We start from the raw sequence: 19,090 nt of genomic DNA, 5'->3' as shown, positions 1-19,090 counted from the left end.
TATCAGTCCCGGCCGGGTTCCGGGCAGGCCTTCTGCAGCTCTTGAAGAACCTGCTCCATTCCGACCCCTTCGGCCTGGGCGTGAAAGCTGAGCAGTACGCGGTGGCGGAGTACCGGCAGCAGCAGGGCACGGATATCCGCTCTGGTCACCGCCAGTCGCCGGTGCAAAAACGCCCGTGCCTTGGCCGCCAGCAGCAGGGCCTGGCCGGCGCGCGGCCCGGCCCCCCACTTTATCCAGGCTTCCAGCTGTGAATTGCCGCCGGCGCCGGGGCGGGTGGCGCGCACCAGCCGGGCCACGTAATGGTAGAGGTCGTCACTGACGTGGATATCCCGCACCAGCCGCTGCATTTCCTGCAGCTGGGTGGGGTCGAGACAGGGCTGCGCCTGCTCCCCATCACTACCGGTGGTTGCGCGCAGTATCGCTATCTCCTCCGCCTCCTGGGGGTAGTCGATATGGATATTCAGAAGAAAGCGATCCAGCTGCGCCTCGGGCAATGGATAGGTGCCGGCCTGTTCGATGGGGTTTTGGGTCGCCAGCACAAAATAGGGTCTGGGCAGGTCCATGGTCTCACCGGCCACTGTCACAGCGGTCTCCTGCATGGATTCCAGTAGGGCCGCCTGGGTTTTTGGCGGTGTTCGGTTGATTTCATCCGCCAGCAGGATATTGGTGAAAATGGGCCCGCGCTGAAATTTGAAGAAGCGCTTGCCGGTACTGTGATCCTCTTCCAGGATCTCTGTACCGAGAATATCACCAGGCATCAGGTCGGGGGTGAACTGTACCCGCTTGAAGGCCAACTCGGTGCCATCGGCCAGGGTTTTCACCAGCAGCGTTTTCCCGAGCCCCGGTACCCCTTCCAGCAGTGCGTGTCCCCGGGCCAACAGACAGATCAGCAGCTGATCCACAACCTCCTGCTGGCCGACGATGACTTTGCCGATCTCGGTGCGCAGACGTTGAACTGCGGTCAGTTTCAATTCGATGGATTTTTCCAGGGTAGCTTCCATTGGGCCCTCAGGTTGTCAGGGCGTAAACAACAATGTTTACTGCAAATTTTGTGTTGTCGATGGCGAGCCAGCGTTTGTTGCGAAAGTCGTAATCCCACTCGCATCCAAAGTCCTTGTTGCTGTACAGAACGGCGATACGGCCGTTGATGACAATCGCCCGCAGGTAATCGTGTACCAGGTCGTCACCCCAGCCGTTCAGTTCGAAACTGGTGACCGGCAGCTCGTCGAAGTGGAAAAAGCAGCTGTACAGTTCGTGGTCGTCCGGTAGCTTTTGCAGGCTGTCTTCGCCGAACAGCGCTGCCATCTGCGCTTCAAACGACTTGGCGAAGAGGCCGTCGATATCGTGGTTGCAATCGTCCACGAAGACGAATCCACCGCGATTGACATAGTCGCGGAAATTGCGCCCCTCCGCAGCACTGAATTCCACCAGTTTATGCCCGGCCAGATAGCAGAAGGGGGCCAGCAGCATGTCCGGGTCGGCCAGCGGGACTATACGCTCCACCGGATCGACGCGCAGATTGGTGTACTCCACCAGTGAATTGAGCACGTTGGAGGGCATGCGCTGGTCCACGTCCCAATCGCCGGATTCGTACATCAGCCGGGTAAAGTGGAAATCGTAACGCTGCTCCGCCGCACCCTGTGCCAGCGCTGTTCGCGGCAGTGCCAGGCCGCAGCCGCCAGCTACCAGTGTGTGCAGGAATTGTTTGCGGGTGAACGACATAATTTGCGATACGGTAATTCCGGCGGGACACTCAGTTGCGGGCTGCGTTCGCTGTGTCCCCCGGGTCGCCCGGGGGACACGCGCAGGATCAGCCCAGTTTGCGTTTGGTGTTGATCACGTTGACATTGTCGAAGCGGGCAGTGGCACTGCCGTGGGATACGGCACTGACCTGGCTCGGCTGACCCTTGCCATCGAAAAAGGAGCCCCCGAGGCGGTAGTCGCGTTTGTCACAGATCTGCGAACAGGAATTCCAGAATTCCTGTGTGTTCGACTGATAGGCAACATCTTCCAGCATGCCGGTAATCTCGCCATTTTCGATCTCGTAAAACAGTTGACCGCCGAACTGGAAGTTGTAGCGCTGCTGGTCGATGGAGAAGGAGCCGTCGCCGATGATGTAGATTCCTTTCTCCACATCTTTGATCATTTCTTTCACGCTCAACTCGTCGGTGCCGGGCAGTAGCGATACATTGGGCATGCGCTGGAATTGCACACTGGACCAGCTGTCGGCGTAGCAGCAGCCGTGGGATTCCTTTTGGTCCAGCATGTGCACTTGATCGCGGATGGCCTGGTAATTGACCAGAATGCCCTCTTTTACCAGATCCCAGTTGCGGGTCTTCACGCCTTCGTCATCGTAACCCACTGCCCCCAGGGATCCCGGCTGTATCTTGTCGGCGAACAGATTCACCTTGTCGCTGCCGTACTTGAACTTGCCGCTGCGCCACTTGTCGATGGTGGCGAAAGAAGTGCCGGCAAAGTTGGCCTCGTAGCCCAGTACCCGGTCCAGCTCAAGCGGGTGACCTACGGATTCGTGTATGGTCAGCCAGAGATGGCTGGGGTCCAGAACCAGGTCGTACTTGCCCGGTTGCACGGACTTTGCGGTGAGTTTTTCCCGGGCCTGCTCGGCGGCCAGGCGGGCGTCCTCCACCATGTCATAGGAATCGCGATACAGCACTGTCTGCGACTTGACCTTGTCCTCTGCGCGGCCATCCAGATATTCAAAGCCCCGGCCTACCGGTTGGCCCAGGCCATCGCGGGTGCGGAAGCCGCCCGTCTCCTTGTCCACAGCGGTCACGGTAAACGGCGCCCAAAGTCGGTGCACGTCCTGATCGATATAGGAGCCGTCGGTGGAGGCAAAATATTTCTGTTCGTTGACCAGGTAGAGCATGGAGTTGATGAAGTTGGCTCCGGCTTCGAGGGCCGCTTCGTTCACTGTCATGAGCAGGTCGACTTTTTCCGCCAGTGGAATTTCCATGGCGTTTTTCTGTAGTGGCGTTCTCCAGCTCACTTCGCCATAGCCTTTTTGCGCGGCGAGCTGTACCGGTTCTCCCTGATACTTGGCGTTGGCCTTGGCAGTGGCCACCGCTTTGGCGGTGGCGCGGGCAATACCATCCACAGTCATATCGTTGGTGGCGGCGAAACCCCAGGTGCCTTTGGCAATCACGCGTACACCCATACCGATGGATTCGGTGTTGACCACGTTTTGCACTTTCATCTCGCGGGTGACCACATACTGGTTCAGATAGCGGCCTATGCGTACATCGGCATAGGTGGCGCCCATCTTGGTGGCGGTATTCAGGGCTGTGTCCGCCAGCTCTTTTTTGACCGCTGTATCGATGCCACTGAAAGTTAACTGGTTTTCGGCCACCACATGGCCCGACAGTGGCAGCATGCCAATGCCGAGCCCTGCACCGCCCAATTGGAGAAATTTTCTTCGGTCCATGTCAGATCCTCAGTGTTGGGCGTGGTTAAACGGCGTCGGAAAGGCTGCTGAAGGTGAAATCGCGCACCTTCAATGCGGGAATCATTGCGGAGAAGCCCCACATGCCCACACGTTCCGCCCTGCCCATATCCTCGATATTGTTCAGCATGATCACAGGGCTTTCGTTGAAACGGAAATTCTTGATCGGATACTTGATTTTGCCGTTTTCTATGTAAAAGGTGCCGTCGCGGGTCAGGCCGGTCAGCAGCAGCGACTGTGGATCCACCATGCGGATATACCAGGTGCGGGTCACCAGAATACCGCGGCGGGTGCTTTTGACCAGCTCCTGGGTGGATTTGTCGCCACCCACCATAATCAGGTTGGTGGGGGTGGGGACGGCTTTCTCTTCACTCTGGGAGGCCCAGTAACGGCTGCGTGGCATGTTCTCCACTACGCCGCCCTTGATCCAGTCGACGCGCGAAAGCGCCATGTGATCATCTTCCGCCCAGGGCACAGAAGGTACATTGAGGTCGGTGGGGTCGGAGTAGAGATGGACGCGCTTGTCGAACATCTTTTCGCCGATACGGTTGCCGCCGCCTTTCTTGCTCATAAAGCTGCGACCTTCATCGGCACTGCGGGCGTTGAAGCTGAACATCATGTAGCCAATCAGCCCCGATGCCGCACTCGGTTCCAGCACTACTGTGTACTTGCCTGGTTCCAGCGCACGCGCCTCTTGCGACATGACCGCTTTATCGATGGCCACCCCGGAAGTGGCGCCAGTGTCCATGGAGGTAAAGTCGGTGACATCGCTCTGGGCCCAGCCGGAGCCGAGGCCGTTCTCGGTGCGCATGGTCACGGTGAAGTTGGCGGAAGTGGAAACATGGTATCCGAACAGGCCGCGGGTGTTGGCCACGGCGGCAAAGGCCCGCTCATCCTCCAGATAGCCGGCGGCGATGACTTTCTTCTCCTTCGCCGCGACAATGGAGTCCGCGGCGGCTTTGGCGCGCTGGTCCGGTGATATGTCTGCGGTGGCTTTGGCGAAGCCATCCACCACCGAATATTTTTGCTCACCCAGAAGTGGCATGGCTTCCGGATTGTCCGGGGACAGCTTGGCAAGTTCTTCGGCACGGCGCATGACTTTTTCCAGCGCCGCATCGCTGAATTCGTTGATGGTGGCGACACCGGATTTCTTGCCGTAGCGCGCTTCCACCGCGAGTTCCACATTGTCGACGATGCCACTGGTGGATACGCTGTTGCGGGCATAGCGAATGTTGCCGGTTTCGGCACCGCTCAACTGGGCGCTGGCAGCTTCGGCGCGGCTGTATTTCAGCACCTTGTCGAGGATACGCTTGGCTTCGCTTCTGGATAAAATTGCCATTTTGTTCTGCTCCAAAAAATTTGTTTTCGTTCACCGCCGCATCATGCGATTTTGCGCTTGGTGTTGATTACGTTCACTTGGTCGAATCGCGTGGTCGAGCAGCCGTGAGAGACGGCGCTCACCTGGCTCGGCTGTCCCTTGCCATCGAAGAAGGTGCCACCCAGGCGATAGTCGCTGCGGTCGCAAATGGCGCTGCAAGAATTCCAAAATTCCTGTGTGTTGGACTGATATGCCACATCCTCCACCTGACCGACGATTTCGCCGTTTTTGATCTCGTAAAACAACTGGCCGCCGAACTGGAAGTTGTAGCGCTGCTGATCGATGGAGTAGGAGCCGCGGCCGAGGATGTAGATGCCTTTTTCCACGTCCCGGATCATTTCCTTGGAGGAATACTTTTCGTCTCCCGGCGCCAGCGATACATTCGGCATGCGCTGGAACTGCACGCTGGACCAGCTGTCGGCGTAGCAGCAACCATGGGATTCCTTTTGGTCGATCATATGCACCTGGTCCCGGGTGGCCTGGTAGTTCACCAGAATACCGTCTTTCACCAGGTCCCAGCGCTTGGTCTTCACACCCTCGTCGTCGTAACCGACGGCACCCAGAGAGCCGGGCTGTACCTTGTCGGCGAACAGGTTGACCTTGTCGCTCCCATATTTGAATTTACCGCTGCGCCATTTGTCCAGGGTGGCGAAGGAGGTGCCGGCGTAGTTGGCTTCGTAGCCCAGTACCCGGTCCAGTTCCAGGGGGTGGCCGACCGACTCGTGGATGGTCAGCATCAGATGGGAGGGCTCCAGCACCAGGTCGTACTTGCCCGGCTCGATGGACTTGGCCGTCAGTTTGGCCCTGGCCTGTTCGGCGGCCAGGCGGGCGTCCTCCGCCATATCGTAGGAGTCTTTATACAATACGGTCTGGCCGTGAATCTTGTCCTGCTCGCGGCCGTCCAGATATTCGTAGCCGCGCCCCACCGGGTCGCTGAGGCCATTGCGGGTCTTGAAGACCCCCGTGTCCTTGTCCACCACCGTCACCTGCATGGGTGCCCAGAGGCGGTGCACGTCCTGATCGATATAGGAGCCGTCACTGGAAGCGAAGTATTTCTGTTCATTGACCAGGTAGAGTGATGAATTGATGAAGCTGGCACCGGCCTTCAGGGCGCCGTTGTTCACCTCCATCAGAAAGTCCACTTTTTCGCTGATAGGGACCTGGAAGGCATTTTTCTGAATCGGCGTCTGCCAGGCCACTTCCCCCACACCCTTAACCGGTGCCAGCTGGACCGGTTCGGTCTGGTATTTGGAGTTGGCCTTGGCGATCGCCACCGCCTGCCGGGCCGCCCTGGCGACCCCGTCTTTGGTCAGGTCATTGGTGGCGGCGAAGCCCCAGGTACCATTGGCGATCACGCGAATACCGGCTCCGAAAGACTCGGTGTTGACGATATTCTCGATCTTGGTTTCGCGGGTGGTGACGAACTGGTTCAGGTAGCGGCCGATACGGACGTCGGTATAACTGGCTCCGGCGCGGCGGGCCGTGTCCAGCACGACATCGGAGAGTGACTTCTTCAGTGCTGCGTCCATGCCATTGCTGGCCAGTTGTTCCGCACTGACGGGTAAACCGTAGACGGGCAGTAGCACCCCGGTGCTGCCCACGCCGGCAATCTTGAGAAATTTTCTTCTTTCCATTGTCCTCCCCGCGCCCCCGGGCCCACACCGCTACGCGACCGGGTCGGGAGCCTGTTATGGCTAATTGATGGTTTTGTGCTGCCGCGAAGGAAGCGGGTACACGCACCCCAAACTGTGTTGTTTGAGCGCTATCTGGCGGCCGGCCAGTAGGACAGAAGACTGCCAACAGGGCGGTTTGTAAAGGGGTGCTCGGTAGAGTGACGCCGATTAGCGTCGAAATGCGTGCAGCGGTGGTCTGAGCCGGTTCCGGGCGGAAGACAGGCTTATACTGCGGCGTTGGAAATTGCTTATGTGGACCCACCACACAGCGAAATTCCTGCCTTGCAGGCCACAAAACCTGAAGCAGCAGGGCTATCTCAGTAAGTGTTAACAGGCCCTAAGTCAAGAGTGGCGTACGCCCCGCAGGCAGAGGCAGTTCAGGCAGCTTCGCGACGGCCTGGATCAGCCCCTCGCGACAGAGTTCCGCCGCCTCCTCGGTTTCCCCCAGAGCGCGCAGCAGCCGCGCCAGTTCCGCAAAAGTGGTTGGATCAGAGCGCAACTGCAGGCTTTTCTCGAAACACTGCCGCGCCTTGCCCCAGAGCTCATTGCGCAGGTAGAGGCGGCCAATACAGGTCAGCAACTCCCCGCTGTCGCCGTATTCTTTAAGCCAGCCCTCCGCCACCGTGAGCTGCATCGAGGGGTTGGCCTCCGTGAGGCAACCGTAAAGCCGGGCCATATCCGGGCGCCACTCCCGATTGATCACCCAGCGCAGGTGTTTTTCCGCTTCCACGTCGTCGCCAACCCGGTGCAGCTGTGCGGCGAAGAGGCAGCGCAGTTCCATGTTGCGGTGCCAGCGCCCGCCCAGGCCACGCCAGATCTGGTGCAGTTTGTCCGCTTCCGCCCGCTCCGCGGCGTCCACCAGTTGGTGCTGATAAATCTCCCGCTCCAGCTGTTCCAACTGCTCCTGGCTCATATTGGCGTGCTTTTCCAGTTCCGGCAGCAGCTTGCGCAGACTGTTCCAGTCGCCCAGGTGGTAGTAGGCATCCTTGAGCAGCTGAAGCAGGGCCGGATGTTTGGGTTCGACCTGTTTGGCGCGCTGCAAACTGGCGATACACTGCTCGTAGTGCTTTTCGATCAGTTGCATGCGCGCCTGGCTCAGGGCCACGGCCAATTGCGTGTCTTCGCCACTGGCCTCGGCCTTGGCGAGCAGTTCGTTGGCCTCGTCCCGGTAACCGAGTTCGAAGGCACTGCGCGCTGCGGCCAGATAGTTGATCAAAGGCGCGTCCGAACGCGGGGCGGACTTTAGCAGCTGGCGGCGGGCGCGGGCCCAGTTGCCCTCCATAAACTCCACCAGGCCGTTGGTCAGCCGGCGCCGCGCAACCCGGTTGCGCCCGAAGCGAATCCGGCTCACACCGCCCTCAATGCCGCGCAACAGGCTGCGTATCAGCCAGAAGACTACGAACAGCAGCAGCAGTCCCAGAGCCAGCGCACCTATGGCAACCCACAGGTTCATTTCTATACGTTTGCCGCCGATTGCCAGCAGCAGATATCCGGGGTGGCTGCGGATCATTTCCGCAACAAAGGCGCCGAAGAGCAGAAAAGCGAGAATGGAAAAAAGGATACGCTTCACGGGGAATCACCCTCCGGCGCCGGTGCGTCGCCAGCGGGCTTCGGGTCGCCGGGCGGCTCAAGTTCGCTCTCGCCGGATTGGGGGGCGGACCGCCGCAGTCCTTCCATATAGTTGTGCAGGGCATTTTGTGAGGCCGCCAGGCTGGGCAGTTGCGCGGCAATGTTTTGCGACATCAGCTGATCCAGCTCGGCCACGAGACGGTCGCGCCTGCCGGTGGCAGTGCCGTAATCCAGCAGCAGTTGGCGCGCGCGCTTGAGTGAATCCCGGTAGACAGTGGTATCGCCCCGCAACAGGGCCAGTTCCGCCTGCTCCATATTGAGGCGCAGGTTCTGCCGGAAGCGGACTTCACTCTGCGGTGACAGCAGAACGGGGTCGATACTGCCGTCGCGGATGCGAATGGAATCGCTCAGAAAGCGAGTGAAGCTGTGCCAGCTGCGGGTCAGTGGGCTGCCGGAATCACTGCCCTCCTCCGCTTCGGGTTCGCTCGCCGCTTCCCGTATGAGATTGAACTCGGGCTGGATACTGGTGCGCAGCATCTGTTCTTCCAGTGCCCGCAGGCGCAGGTAGATTCCGTCCAGATCCACCTGGTCCACCAGCTTTAGTGCGGTGATGTCCTGGGTTAACTGCCGGCGCACACCGTAAAGGTCCGGCAGGTCCACCTGGCGCAGAATATTGTCTGTTTCTTCCAGCAGGCTCAGGGCGGTACCGCTATCGCGCTCCAGCAACAGGCGCTGATTGGCGAGGCGCAAAAGGTATTCCGCTTCCGCCAGCCGCCAGTCATCGCGGCTGACGTTGCCCAGTTGGCCCAGGCGGTTGCTTTGGGCGGTGACTGTGCGCTGCAGCTGCGCCAGTTGCTGTTGCAGAGTGGCGATGGTCTCCCGCTGTTGATCCAATTGCTTCGTCAGGGTGGCCATGGCCACTCGCTGGGCCTCCAGCACGGCGGCGTCGGTGGTTCCGGGCGGGTCCTCCCGGTTTGCGCCGGGTACGCTTGCCGGCGTGGGGGTCTTGACCTCGCTCGCGGGAGTTGGTTGAGCCGTTTCCCCTTCCTGCTGGCCGCGCAGAGACGCCAGCTGGCGCTCCAGGCCGGCCTGCAACTGCGGCCAGTTATACCAGCTCCAGGTGCCCGCACCCGCGAGTAGCAAGGTGAAAATCAACAACCAGGGCCAGCGACTGCCCCCGGGCCCCTTGGGTGCGACTTTGCGCCCTTGCGCCTGTCGGGCCGCTTTGGGGGTATCCTCCCCCGGTTCTGCTTTTTGCGTGACTGTGGGTATTTCCGGGGATGGCACTGGTGATTTTGATTTTTCGTTCGTCATGGCTGCCAGGCAGAGGTGGAGATGTCGCCAAATTATAGCGACTGAAGTCACGCTTGATAGGATGTATGGCGCTCTTTTGAGTTTTTACCGGATCAATGGTGAAAAGCTGTGCAAATTGTCCCCCCGGATTTTCGCGGCAATAAGGCAATAGAGAGGAGCCGGGATACAAAGCAAGGGTACAGCTGCTTGATTTGTCGCGGAGGCTTTGCGGACCAGTGCCACAGACCCGGACTGAGGAAAGCCGGGCAAGGCTTTTCCAACCGGCACTAGCAGGCTGTTGAAATTCGAAGAATTTCGACGCCTGGTACCGGAATATGGATGTTCCGGCAAAATCAACGACGCCTAAGTCGTTGATTTTGGGAGAAAAGTGAAAATCACATTTTTCGCTTTTCGTGTTTTGAAACAGGCAGGATGCCTTTTTCAACAACCTGCTAGAGTTGCGCCAGGGCCGCCAGCATGGCCGTATCGCCGGCGTTCTGTGCTTCGATCACCCTGGAGAAGCCGAGGTCTCGGGCCAGCGCGGCAACCCGCGCGCTGGGGCAGATCAGTGGTACGGCAAACAAATGTCGGGTGCCGGCCAGTCGCGCACAGCTGGCGAAGTTTTCCAGGGTTTCACCACTGTGCACTGTCACGGCGTCCGGTTGATGGCGGTAGCGGCGCAACTTTCCCTCCGCATCTTCCGGCAGGGTACGCCGGTAAAGCTCGCAGTAATCCACCCTGGCGCCGCGCTCGCGCAGGGCAGCGCCGATCTTGGTGCGGCCTCCACAGCCGCGGAACACCAGCACCCGCTGATCCTCCACCTGTTGCAACCCCGGCAGCGAGAGCAGTTCCGCTGAGTCCATGGCATTTGCGCCCCTCTCACAGTGGACCCCCTGATTTGACAGCGCCCGCGCCGTAGCGGTGCCGATGGCGTAATAGCGAGGTCCCTGGGGAAGCTGTGGCCAGTAGTCCCACAGCCACTCGAAACCGAAACGAACCGCGTTTTGCGATACAAAGATGGCGTGTGCAACCTGGTCGAAATCGAGTATCTGATTTTTGATGGCGTGCAACGGCGGACCGGAGCAAATCGGTTCTATTGCCAGCATGGGAATACTATCGACCAGGGCGCCGGCATCCAGCAGTGCCCGGCGCCATTGTTCGGTCTGGTGTTGCGGACGGGTAATCAGAATGCGTTTGTTGCGCAGAGCCATTTGGCCGCCCCCGCAGTGTCCCGGTCAGATAGTGGCAAGGATACGGTCAGCGCCCTGTGCCAGTAGCATTTCTGCCACCGCTACTCCCAGCGCTTCACTGTCTTCTGCCTTACCGCGCGCCTCCGCACGCACCAGGGTGCGGCCGTCGGGGCTGCCCACCAGGCCTCGCAGCCACAGTTGCTTCCCCTCAATTTCCGCATAGCTGCCAATGGGTACCTGGCAGCTGCCGTCGAGGCGTTTGACCAGTGCCCGCTCTGCGGCCAGGCGCGCACTGGTTTCCGGGTGGTGCAGGGGACACAGCAGCGCGTCCAGATCCGGGTCGCGGCGACACTCGATACCGATGGCGCCCTGGCCACCGGCGGGCAGCAGCAGCCCGGGGGAGAGGAAATCGCGGATGCGCTCGCGCATGTCCAGCCTGAGCAGGCCGGCGGCCGCCAGGATGATGGCGTCAAACTCACCTGCATCCAGTTTGGCCAGCCGGGTGTTGACGTTGCCACGCAAAAATTTCACCGTCAGGTCCGGGCGCCCGGCCAGCAGCTGGCACTGGCGGCGCAGGCTGGATGTGCCCACCACAGCGCCCTTTGGCAGGGCGTCGATGGTGGCGAAGTGATTGCTGACAAACGCATCGCGCGGGTCCTCGCGCTCGCAGATTACCGGCAGGTGAAGGCCATCGGGGAAAGCCATGGGCACATCTTTCATGGAGTGTACGGCGATATCTGCACGTCCCTCCAGCATGGCGACTTCCAGTTCCTTGACGAACAATCCCTTGCCGCCCACCTTGGCCAGGGGCCTGTCCAGCAGCTGGTCGCCGCGGCTGGTGAGCGGCAGCAGCTCCACCTCGAGTGCCGGGTGCTCCTGCTCCAGCCGGTTTTTGACGTGATTGGCCTGCCAGAGCGCCAGGGCACTCTCGCGGGTGGCGATGCGGATCTGCTTGATGGGCATGTGGCTTCGGTCGATTGGTTCGGAAAGGTGGGCGATTCTACCAGTTTCGCCGCAGCTTGATGAAATACCCTGTGTCAGGCGCGGGCCCGCAGCCAGTCCTCCAGGATGATGCGCGCGGCGATGGAATCTACCGGGCTGTCGGCGTAGTTACCCTTGTGGCCCCGGGCCGCGGCTTCCTCTTTGGCGGCGCGGGTGCTCAGGCGCTCATCCACATACTCTACCGGCAGGCCCGTGCGCCCGTGCAGGCGCTGGCCAAACTTGCGCGCCCTGGCTCCGAATGCGCTGTCGCTGCCGTCCATATTGAGGGGCAGTCCCACCAGCAGTACCTGTGGCTGCCAGGTGTCGACCAACTGCTGCAGTCGCTGCCAGTCGGGTTTACCATCTCTGGCGGGCAGGGGCGGCAGTTCGCGCGCACTGTCGGTGAGGCTCTGGCCGAAGGCGATGCCAATGGATTTGGTGCCGAAATCGAATGCCAGTGCGGTGACCAATGCGGCCATCAGGCATGCCCCGCCTGGCTGCCCATGCCGGCGAGGTCTATGCCGTGGCGCGCGGCCGCTGTCTGCCAGCGCTTTTGCCACGGGGTTGCAAACAGGATTTCCGGTTCCGAAGGCAGGGTGAGCCAGGCGTTCTCTGCCAGCTCCTGCTCCAGCTGGCCGGCCCCCCAGCCGGCACAGCCCAGTGCCAGTAACACATCATCGGGGCCGCGCCCTATGGCCAGGGATTCGAGTATGTCCTTTGATGCGGTGAGGCTGATTTCCCGGTTGACCTCCACCGTCGAGTCGAAGCCGACCCCGGCCCCGTGCAGCACGAAGCCCTGCTCCGGTGATACGGGTCCGCCCAGCATCACCACCTCGTCGCCGCGAAGGCTGGAATCTTCCAGTGACAATTGTGCAAAAACCTGGCCCCAGGTCACCTTGCTGGGTGTGTTCACCACTATCGCCATGGCACCCTCCGGATTGTGCTCGCAGACGAAGGCGATGGTCTGGTGAAAGCGCGGATCCTGCATCCCGGGCATGGCGAGAAGAAACTGGCCGCGCAGGCTGCCGTGGGTCAGGTCGCTGTCGATATTGCTAAGGTGCATAGGCGTTGGTTCAAAAGCTGTTATTGGAGAGGCGGGAGACGGCGCCGGTCACTGCAATTCTAGCCGGGCCCGGGTGGGTCGGCTGCAGCGGTGGAGAGACCGGTCATTTCAAAGCGCCAGGTGCGAATGATTTCCAGGCGGTCCGCCGACTTGCGGATCTCCGCCGGAAAGGGTGGAAAAGGTGCCGCCAGCCGCACTATCTGCTGTGCGGCATCATCCAATACCGCTTCGCCAGAGGACTTTAGGATGGTCACTTTCTCTACGGCACCGTTGGGCAGCAGTCGCACCATCATACGCAGATTTCCGGTAATCTGCCGGCGCAGTGCTTCCTGTGGGAAGTTGTCATTGCCCACCGCCTCCACCTTCTGTCGCCAGTCGTGCAGGTAGGCTGCATCCGCCGACGCGCGGACGGCCACCGAGGTTAGGCGGCGCACCCGCGGCCGCCGGGCGATGGTTTGGCGAATCTTGTCCAGTCGCGCCTGCAGGCTGGCGATTTCAGGGTTGAGCTGTGGCAGGTCATCGGGCGCATCGCCGCGCCGCTGTGCGGACGGTTTATCCTCCGCCAGTGATTCGGTGGCCTGCACCGGGCTGGCGCCGGTGGTAGTGATCACCTGGCGGCGCTGTTCGGCAGGCCTGGCCGCCCGCTGTTGGGGAAGGGGGTTGACGTCGCGGATGACGCTGTCGGCAATCTCGGCGCGGCGGTTGCTGGACAGCTCCCGGGGGGCTTCGGCGGTGCCGCTCGCCTGCTGGTTGTGCTGGGCCAGATAGTCGGCGTCTTCGGGCGCCTGCGCGGCGCGGTGCTGGGCCAGGGTCACCTCCAGAGTTGGCGGTGCCTGGGGTGCTTCGGGCGCGGCAAATGCCACACCGAAAATCACTATTGCGTGCAGTGCGCAGGCGAGAAACAGCGCGAATACGAAACGGTCGTGCTGGACTGCCAGGTGCTGAGCGGTACTACCGGTCACGTTCATGAGGATTGCTGTCGCTTGCGGTCCGGTCGGCTGTGGACCGCCGAGTTTACCCCTTTTGCGCCAGCCGGTCTGTGATGGCGCTCATCAGCAGGGCGCCGATGTCAGTGCCGTAGGCGGCGTCGATCTCCCGCACGCAGGTAGGACTGGTTACGTTGATTTCGGTCAGATAGTCGCCGATTACATCCAGACCCACAAACAGTAAACCGCGCTCTTTCAGGGTGGGCGCCACCTGCTGGACGATCCAGCGGTCCCGGTCCGACAGAGGCCGCGCTTCGCCGCGACCACCGACGGCGAGATTGCCGCGGGTTTCACCGGCCTCGGGGATGCGCGCCAGGCAGTATGGGACTGCCTCGCCGTCGACTACCAGAATGCGTTTGTCGCCGTCCTTGATTTCCGGGATATAGCGCTGTCCCATAATTTGCCTGGCGCCGCGATCGGTCAGGAGTTCGAGGATGGCACCCAGGTTGGCGCCATCGGGTTTGCAGTGAAAAACGCCGCTGCCACCCATGCCGTCCAGTGGTTTGAAAATGACATCGCGGTGCTTGGCGTGAAAGGCGCGCAGCCGGGCCATATCGCGGCTGACAATCAGTGGTGGACAGCACTGGGGGAAGGCAGTGGCGAAGATCTTCTCGTTGCAGTCGCGCAGAGACTGCGGCCTGTTGACCACCAATGCACCCTCCCGCTCCGCGGACTCCAGAATATAGGTGGCGTAGAGGTATTCGTTGTCGAAGGGCGGGTCCACCCGCATCAACATCGCGTCCAGGCGGCCCAGCTGGCATTCACTGGGATTCCCCAGTTCGAACCAGCGTGCCGGGTCGTCGAATACCTTTAGGGAGCGACCCGAGCCCATAGCGCGCCCGCCGTCCAGGTAGAGGTCCGACGGCTCGAAGTAAAACAGCTCGAAACCGCTGTCCTGTGCCGCCTGCAGCAGCGCCAGGGAAGTGTCTTTGTGGAAGTTGATATGGGCGATGGGATCCATCACCACGCCGAGGGAGTAACGCATAAAGGTATCCGTGCCGGGAGGGGCTGTTACGTTAGATACATTTGTTTGCCAGGCCGGTAAGTTAAGAGGTGCCCGCGATGGGTGCAACTTTAATTTTCCCCGGGTGTCCGCCGGATGCGGGCCGGCGTGGCAAGGGGTGCCGGGACATAGCCCCGCACAACAGGGTTGGCCGGAGCGGCAATTGCCGGTTTTGTGGCCTTTTTGTTCCCGACGGGACCGGCGGCGAATTTTTAAGCGAAGTGGAGGCGCGCGCCGGATGCCGGTGGATTCACCCGGGGTTATATGATAAAAGTTCTATTCAATGCGTGGTCCGGGGGAAGAGTTTCCACCGGGGCGCCCATGCCCTGAACGCAAAGAAAAACGGCGCTTTTGGCAATCTCTGTAGCCGCGCCGGAAAAAATTAAACAGGGGATTCGGAAAACACTATGGAGCTTAACTGGGAAAGCCTGACGGTGATGGTGATCGACGATAGCAAGACTATTCGTCGCACTGCGGAAACCCTGCTGCAAAAGGCAGGGTGTACCGTGGTAACGGCCACCGACGGGTTTGATGCGCTGGCCAAGATAGCCGACTCGCGTCCCGACATCATATTTGTCGATATTATGATGCCGCGGCTGGATGGTTATCAGACCTGCGCACTGATCAAAAACAACAGCGAGTTTCGCTCCACACCGGTGGTGATGCTCTCGAGTAAAGATGGCCTGTTTGACAAGGCGAAAGGGCGTGTCGTCGGGTGTGACCAATATTTAACCAAGCCATTCAGCAAAAGCGAGCTCCTGGGGGCAATTTCTGCACATGCCAAGCCCCACCATGCCGCTTAGGTCGGGCTTTTCCTTAGCGCCGGCATATGGCCGGCGACAGAGTTCTGAATGGCAGGTTTGGTTGATAGCTTTGCCGGTCGCCGAGAGGTCCGGCATAACATAAAAGGGTGTGACGGAAGCTTGGCAAAATAAAAAAGTGGCGCTGTGCGCTGGAATGACCGCAAGGCCGCCTAGCAGACAGCTGCCGGAAAGCAAATAATACTGATAGAGATTGTGGGGGCCGGGTTGTTCGGTGCCCGCCTTTGAGCCCGGTGTCGCAATGAAAGCGCCGGGGTCACTGTGCGACACGGGGTTGTGCCGCCATAGGCCAGTGAGAGGCCGGGAAAATAAGCATGCCGTCACATTCGCGCCGGTTTTTGTGCGCAGATAAAGTGAGTCGGGCAGCCTGCTTTGCTGCAGGCGTAATTGCACCAAGCACCGCACCGCCGCGTTAGCCGCGCAGCAGTGTGGTTTTAAATCTGTCGCGGGGGAAAAAATGGCCCGAGTACTTATCGTTGACGACTCGCCAACGGAAACACACAAGCTAACCACTATTTTGGAAAAAAACGGCCATTCTGTGATTGCCGCCACCAGCGGTGACAGTGGCCTCGACGTCGCCCGTGAGCATCACCCGGACGTAATTCTGATGGATATCGTGATGCCCGGACTGAACGGATTTCAGGCCACCCGACAATTGAGCAAGGACGGGAGCACCAGTGGGATACCGATTATCATCGTGACCACAAAGGATCAGGATACGGACCGTGTCTGGGGATTGCGCCAGGGCGCGCGCGCTTACCTGACCAAACCCGTTTGTGAGCGCGAGCTTCTTGGAACCATCGCGGAGGTGTTGGCGTAAGCCAGCTGCAAAATTCTGTGCAGTCGAAACTCCACCCCTATCTCGCGCTGGTGGATATTGCCAGGCGCGCCCAAAGCCGGACTGTTGACCTGCCCGGACGCCAGGAGATTAAACCCTTCTGGAACGGTATCGGCTTTTCGCTGCTGGGCCACAGGTTCGTGATCTCCATGGAAGACGTGGTGGAGTTGCTGGAGGTTCCACAACACACTTTTGTGCCCGGGGCGCAGCCCTGGGTGGTGGGTGTGGCCAATGTCCGCGGACGCCTGCTGCCACTGATCGACCTTGCGGTTTTTTTTCGCGGCCAGCTGACTGCGCCACAGCAGAATCGCCGGGCTCTGGTTGTGGAGCGGGACAAGATGTACGCGGGGCTGATCGTCGACGAATTGTACGGAATGCAACACCTTGCGCTCGACTATGCGGATCATGCACCGGAGGATTTGCCGGAGTCATTTGCCCCTATGGTCAACGGCCAGTTTCGGTTGCCGCAGGGGCGCTGGCTGGTGTTCGATATTCCATCGCTGTTACATGACGGCCAATTTATGGATGCAGCCGCCAGCTGAGGTGGAGGATATGGCATGCCAGACTATCCGGAGGTGTCCGTCGCCACCCATCCTGCGCGCGGACAAACGATAGCTGTGGGCAGTGCGAACAACTCTAATTTTGCTAGTGAAGAGAATTGGCCTGAGACACAGGCCCGCCAGGAGTAAACTATGAAAAGAGGCTCCCAGAGCTCACTGTCCGCACTGCGCAGCAACCCCGCCGCGCTATTTATGGGCCTGCTGGTGCTCGCCACTCTGGCGGGACTGATCGTCAGCATCTATCTGGTGCAGACCCAGGACGACAGGGACAAGGAATATCTGCAGCAGATTGCCGAACTGCGCGCCCTGTCCTATCAGGTGGTGTCCTATGCCCCCGCCGCTACCGCGGGAGACCAGGAGGCGTTTGTCGAACTGCAAACAGTGGTGCGGGAGATGACGTCTGCCTGGAGCAATCTACAGGGCGCAGACGCCGCCACCCGCCGGGCACTCGAAAAAGAGCTCGCCGAGTACGGCCAGGTATGGCAGCGGGTGCGGGATCAGGTGGAGACGATCCTCGGCAACAGGGAGTCCATTCTCTTTCTGAACGATGTCGCCGCGACGCTCAACGACTCACTGCCGGAACTGCAGGCGGAGCACAACAACATTGTTGAAATTCTGCTGGCCAACAATGCCCCCGCCAACCAGGTGGAGCAGGCGCAATTGCAGGTTTGGCGCGCAGAGCGGATCGGGCGGAACATCGACAGAATGCTGCAGGGTGGTGACGACGCCGAGGATGCGGCGGACCAGTTCAACACCGATGCGAGCCTGTTCGGTAAGGTGGTGGACGGTATGAGGGCCGGTGATCTGATGCTGGGTATCCCGCGCATCACCGATCAGGAAGCCCTGCAGTCACTGGACGAAATTGCCGAGCTGTTTGACATAGTGAGTTCCTCGGTACGGGAGATCTTCGAGTCCACCCCGGCACTGTTCGCCACGCGCCAGGCGGTTGACGGTATCGTCGCGTCATCACCGGAATTGCTGGAAGCCCTCAGCAGCCTCAACGACAGCATTGTCTCCCTGTCGGGTGAGCGGCAGCCGAACAACCAGACTATTGCGGCCATCGCCGGCGTCTTTGTACTCTTGATCTTCGGCATGATGATCGCCGCCTTCTCCGGTACCCGCCGCAGCCTGCGCACGGAATCCGAAACCAACGAGCGCAACCAGCAGGCGATCATGCAGCTGCTGGACGAACTGGCGGATCTCGCCGACGGTGACCTGACCACCAGCGCCACGGTGACCGAGGCCTTTACCGGCGCCATCGCGGACTCCATCAACTACACCATCGACCAGCTGCGCGTGCTGGTATCGCGGATCACCGGTGCGGCGCAGGAGGTATCCGGGCTGTCGCAGGAAACCCAGCAGACCGCCCTGCACCTGGCGGAGGCTTCGGAGCACCAGGCCCAGGAAATTGCCGGCGCCTCCGCCGCCGTGAACGATATGGCGGTAACCATTGACCAGGTATCCGCCAACGCCGCCGAGTCGGCCCAGGTGGCCGAGCGCTCGGTACAGATCGCGAGCAACGGCGCCAAGGTGGTGCAAAACACCATCAAGGGCATGGATAACATCCGCGAACAGATCCAGGATACCTCCAAGCGGATCAAGCGACTGGGTGAATCCTCCCAGGAGATCGGCGATATCGTAAGCCTGATCAACGACATTGCGGACCAGACCAATATCCTGGCACTTAACGCTGCCATCCAGGCATCCATGGCCGGGGATGCGGGTCGGGGCTTCGCCGTGGTGGCGGACGAGGTCCAGCGCCTCGCGGAGCGCTCCGCCGCGGCGACCAAACAGATTGAGGCGCTGGTAAAAGCGATTCAGAGCGATACCAACGAAGCGGTAATCTCGATGGAGCAGACCACCTCCGAGGTGGTGCGCGGTGCCCGCCTGGCCCAGGATGCCGGTGTGGCCCTGGAGCAGATCGAGAACGTATCCGGCAACCTGGCCACTCTGATCCAGAACATCTCCAACGCGGCGCGTCAGCAGGCGTCCTCGGCGGGCCACATTTCCAACACCATGAATGTGATCCAGGAGATCACCTCGCAGACCTCTGCCGGTACCCAGGCCACCGCCCAGTCGATCGGTAACCTGGCCACCACCGCCAATACGCTGCGGGACTCCGTCGCCGGTTTCAAGTTGCCGAGCGAGGAAAACCTGGGGGACGGTGCGGAGATGTATGATGTAGCACTGCCGGACATGGGTGAGGACGACTTCCCCTTGCTGGATGGCGGGGAGGCTGATGAAAACCACAGCGACCGGGCACTGGCCTGACAGG

Annotated in this window: 17 protein-coding genes; 4 read left to right on the top strand and 13 right to left on the bottom strand. The window is 60.6% G+C overall.

Annotation, left to right across the window (positions count from 1 at the left end; genetic code table 11):
- Window positions 1-2 precede the first annotated feature (2 nt).
- From AB1S50_RS02810 to gshB, 13 genes are all read right to left on the bottom strand, one after another.
- A complete protein-coding gene (locus tag AB1S50_RS02810; RefSeq protein ID WP_367148873.1) occupies window positions 3-1,001 on the bottom strand; it encodes an AAA family ATPase in 999 nt (332 codons plus the stop codon).
- 7 nt (window positions 1,002-1,008) lie between these two features.
- Window positions 1,009-1,722, bottom strand: a complete 714-nt coding sequence (locus AB1S50_RS02805; RefSeq protein ID WP_367148872.1) for a DUF4159 domain-containing protein — start codon at window positions 1,720-1,722, stop codon at window positions 1,009-1,011.
- 88 nt (window positions 1,723-1,810) lie between these two features.
- Complete coding sequence (locus AB1S50_RS02800) at window positions 1,811-3,442, bottom strand: TldD/PmbA family protein (RefSeq protein WP_367148871.1); 1,632 nt, start codon at window positions 3,440-3,442, stop codon at window positions 1,811-1,813.
- Window positions 3,443-3,467: 25 nt separating this feature from the next.
- Window positions 3,468-4,799 carry a TldD/PmbA family protein gene (locus AB1S50_RS02795; protein WP_367148870.1) on the bottom strand — a complete coding sequence of 444 codons (1,332 nt, stop codon included), beginning with the start codon at window positions 4,797-4,799 and terminating at the stop codon, window positions 3,468-3,470.
- A 41-nt stretch (window positions 4,800-4,840) separates the two neighbouring features.
- Window positions 4,841-6,472: a TldD/PmbA family protein gene (locus AB1S50_RS02790; RefSeq protein WP_367148869.1), complete on the bottom strand. Its 1,632-nt coding sequence runs from the start codon at window positions 6,470-6,472 to the stop codon at window positions 4,841-4,843.
- Window positions 6,473-6,848: 376 nt separating this feature from the next.
- Complete coding sequence (locus AB1S50_RS02785; RefSeq protein WP_367148867.1) at window positions 6,849-8,081, bottom strand: heme biosynthesis HemY N-terminal domain-containing protein; 1,233 nt, start codon at window positions 8,079-8,081, stop codon at window positions 6,849-6,851.
- A complete protein-coding gene (locus AB1S50_RS02780) occupies window positions 8,078-9,394 on the bottom strand; it encodes a uroporphyrinogen-III C-methyltransferase (protein WP_367148866.1) in 1,317 nt (438 codons plus the stop codon). Before AB1S50_RS02780 ends, AB1S50_RS02785 begins: the two co-directional genes overlap by 4 nt.
- Window positions 9,395-9,825: 431 nt before the next feature.
- The gene (locus AB1S50_RS02775) at window positions 9,826-10,584 is read right to left on the bottom strand and encodes a uroporphyrinogen-III synthase (protein ID WP_367148865.1); all 759 of its coding nucleotides are present in this window, start codon (window positions 10,582-10,584) and stop codon (window positions 9,826-9,828) included.
- Between the two features lie 24 nt (window positions 10,585-10,608).
- Window positions 10,609-11,526 carry a hydroxymethylbilane synthase gene (gene hemC / locus AB1S50_RS02770; RefSeq protein WP_367148864.1) on the bottom strand — a complete coding sequence of 306 codons (918 nt, stop codon included), beginning with the start codon at window positions 11,524-11,526 and terminating at the stop codon, window positions 10,609-10,611.
- 74 nt (window positions 11,527-11,600) lie between these two features.
- Window positions 11,601-12,023, bottom strand: coding sequence for a Holliday junction resolvase RuvX (gene ruvX / locus AB1S50_RS02765; RefSeq protein ID WP_367148863.1), 423 nt, complete (start codon window positions 12,021-12,023; stop codon window positions 11,601-11,603).
- Window positions 12,023-12,607, bottom strand: coding sequence for a YqgE/AlgH family protein (locus tag AB1S50_RS02760; RefSeq protein ID WP_367148862.1), 585 nt, complete (start codon window positions 12,605-12,607; stop codon window positions 12,023-12,025). Before AB1S50_RS02760 ends, ruvX begins: the two co-directional genes overlap by 1 nt.
- A 59-nt stretch (window positions 12,608-12,666) precedes the next feature.
- A complete protein-coding gene (locus AB1S50_RS02755; protein WP_367148861.1) occupies window positions 12,667-13,575 on the bottom strand; it encodes an energy transducer TonB in 909 nt (302 codons plus the stop codon).
- Window positions 13,576-13,621: 46 nt separating this feature from the next.
- Window positions 13,622-14,578: a glutathione synthase gene (gene gshB, locus AB1S50_RS02750; RefSeq protein WP_367148860.1), complete on the bottom strand. Its 957-nt coding sequence runs from the start codon at window positions 14,576-14,578 to the stop codon at window positions 13,622-13,624.
- A gap of 425 nt (window positions 14,579-15,003) precedes the next feature.
- Here gshB and pilG point away from each other — a divergent pair, with 425 nt between their 5' ends.
- The 4 genes from pilG to AB1S50_RS02730 all read left to right on the top strand — a co-directional run bounded on the left by pilG (window position 15,004) and on the right by AB1S50_RS02730 (window position 19,086).
- Complete coding sequence (gene pilG, locus AB1S50_RS02745; protein ID WP_067084389.1) at window positions 15,004-15,399, top strand: twitching motility response regulator PilG; 396 nt, start codon at window positions 15,004-15,006, stop codon at window positions 15,397-15,399.
- A 475-nt stretch (window positions 15,400-15,874) separates the two neighbouring features.
- Window positions 15,875-16,237 carry a twitching motility response regulator PilH gene (gene pilH, locus AB1S50_RS02740; RefSeq protein WP_367148859.1) on the top strand — a complete coding sequence of 121 codons (363 nt, stop codon included), beginning with the start codon at window positions 15,875-15,877 and terminating at the stop codon, window positions 16,235-16,237.
- A 17-nt stretch (window positions 16,238-16,254) separates the two neighbouring features.
- On the top strand, window positions 16,255-16,797 hold the full coding sequence (locus tag AB1S50_RS02735) for a chemotaxis protein CheW (protein ID WP_367148858.1): 543 nt from the start codon (window positions 16,255-16,257) through the stop codon (window positions 16,795-16,797).
- 150 nt (window positions 16,798-16,947) lie between these two features.
- Window positions 16,948-19,086 carry a methyl-accepting chemotaxis protein gene (locus AB1S50_RS02730; protein ID WP_367148857.1) on the top strand — a complete coding sequence of 713 codons (2,139 nt, stop codon included), beginning with the start codon at window positions 16,948-16,950 and terminating at the stop codon, window positions 19,084-19,086.
- Window positions 19,087-19,090: the final 4 nt, after the last annotated feature.

Origin of the sequence: Microbulbifer discodermiae (assembly GCF_040742695.1) — a bacterium.
Taxonomy (GTDB): Bacteria; Pseudomonadota; Gammaproteobacteria; order Pseudomonadales; family Cellvibrionaceae; genus Microbulbifer.
This window is presented reverse-complemented; position numbering and strand designations above follow the sequence as displayed.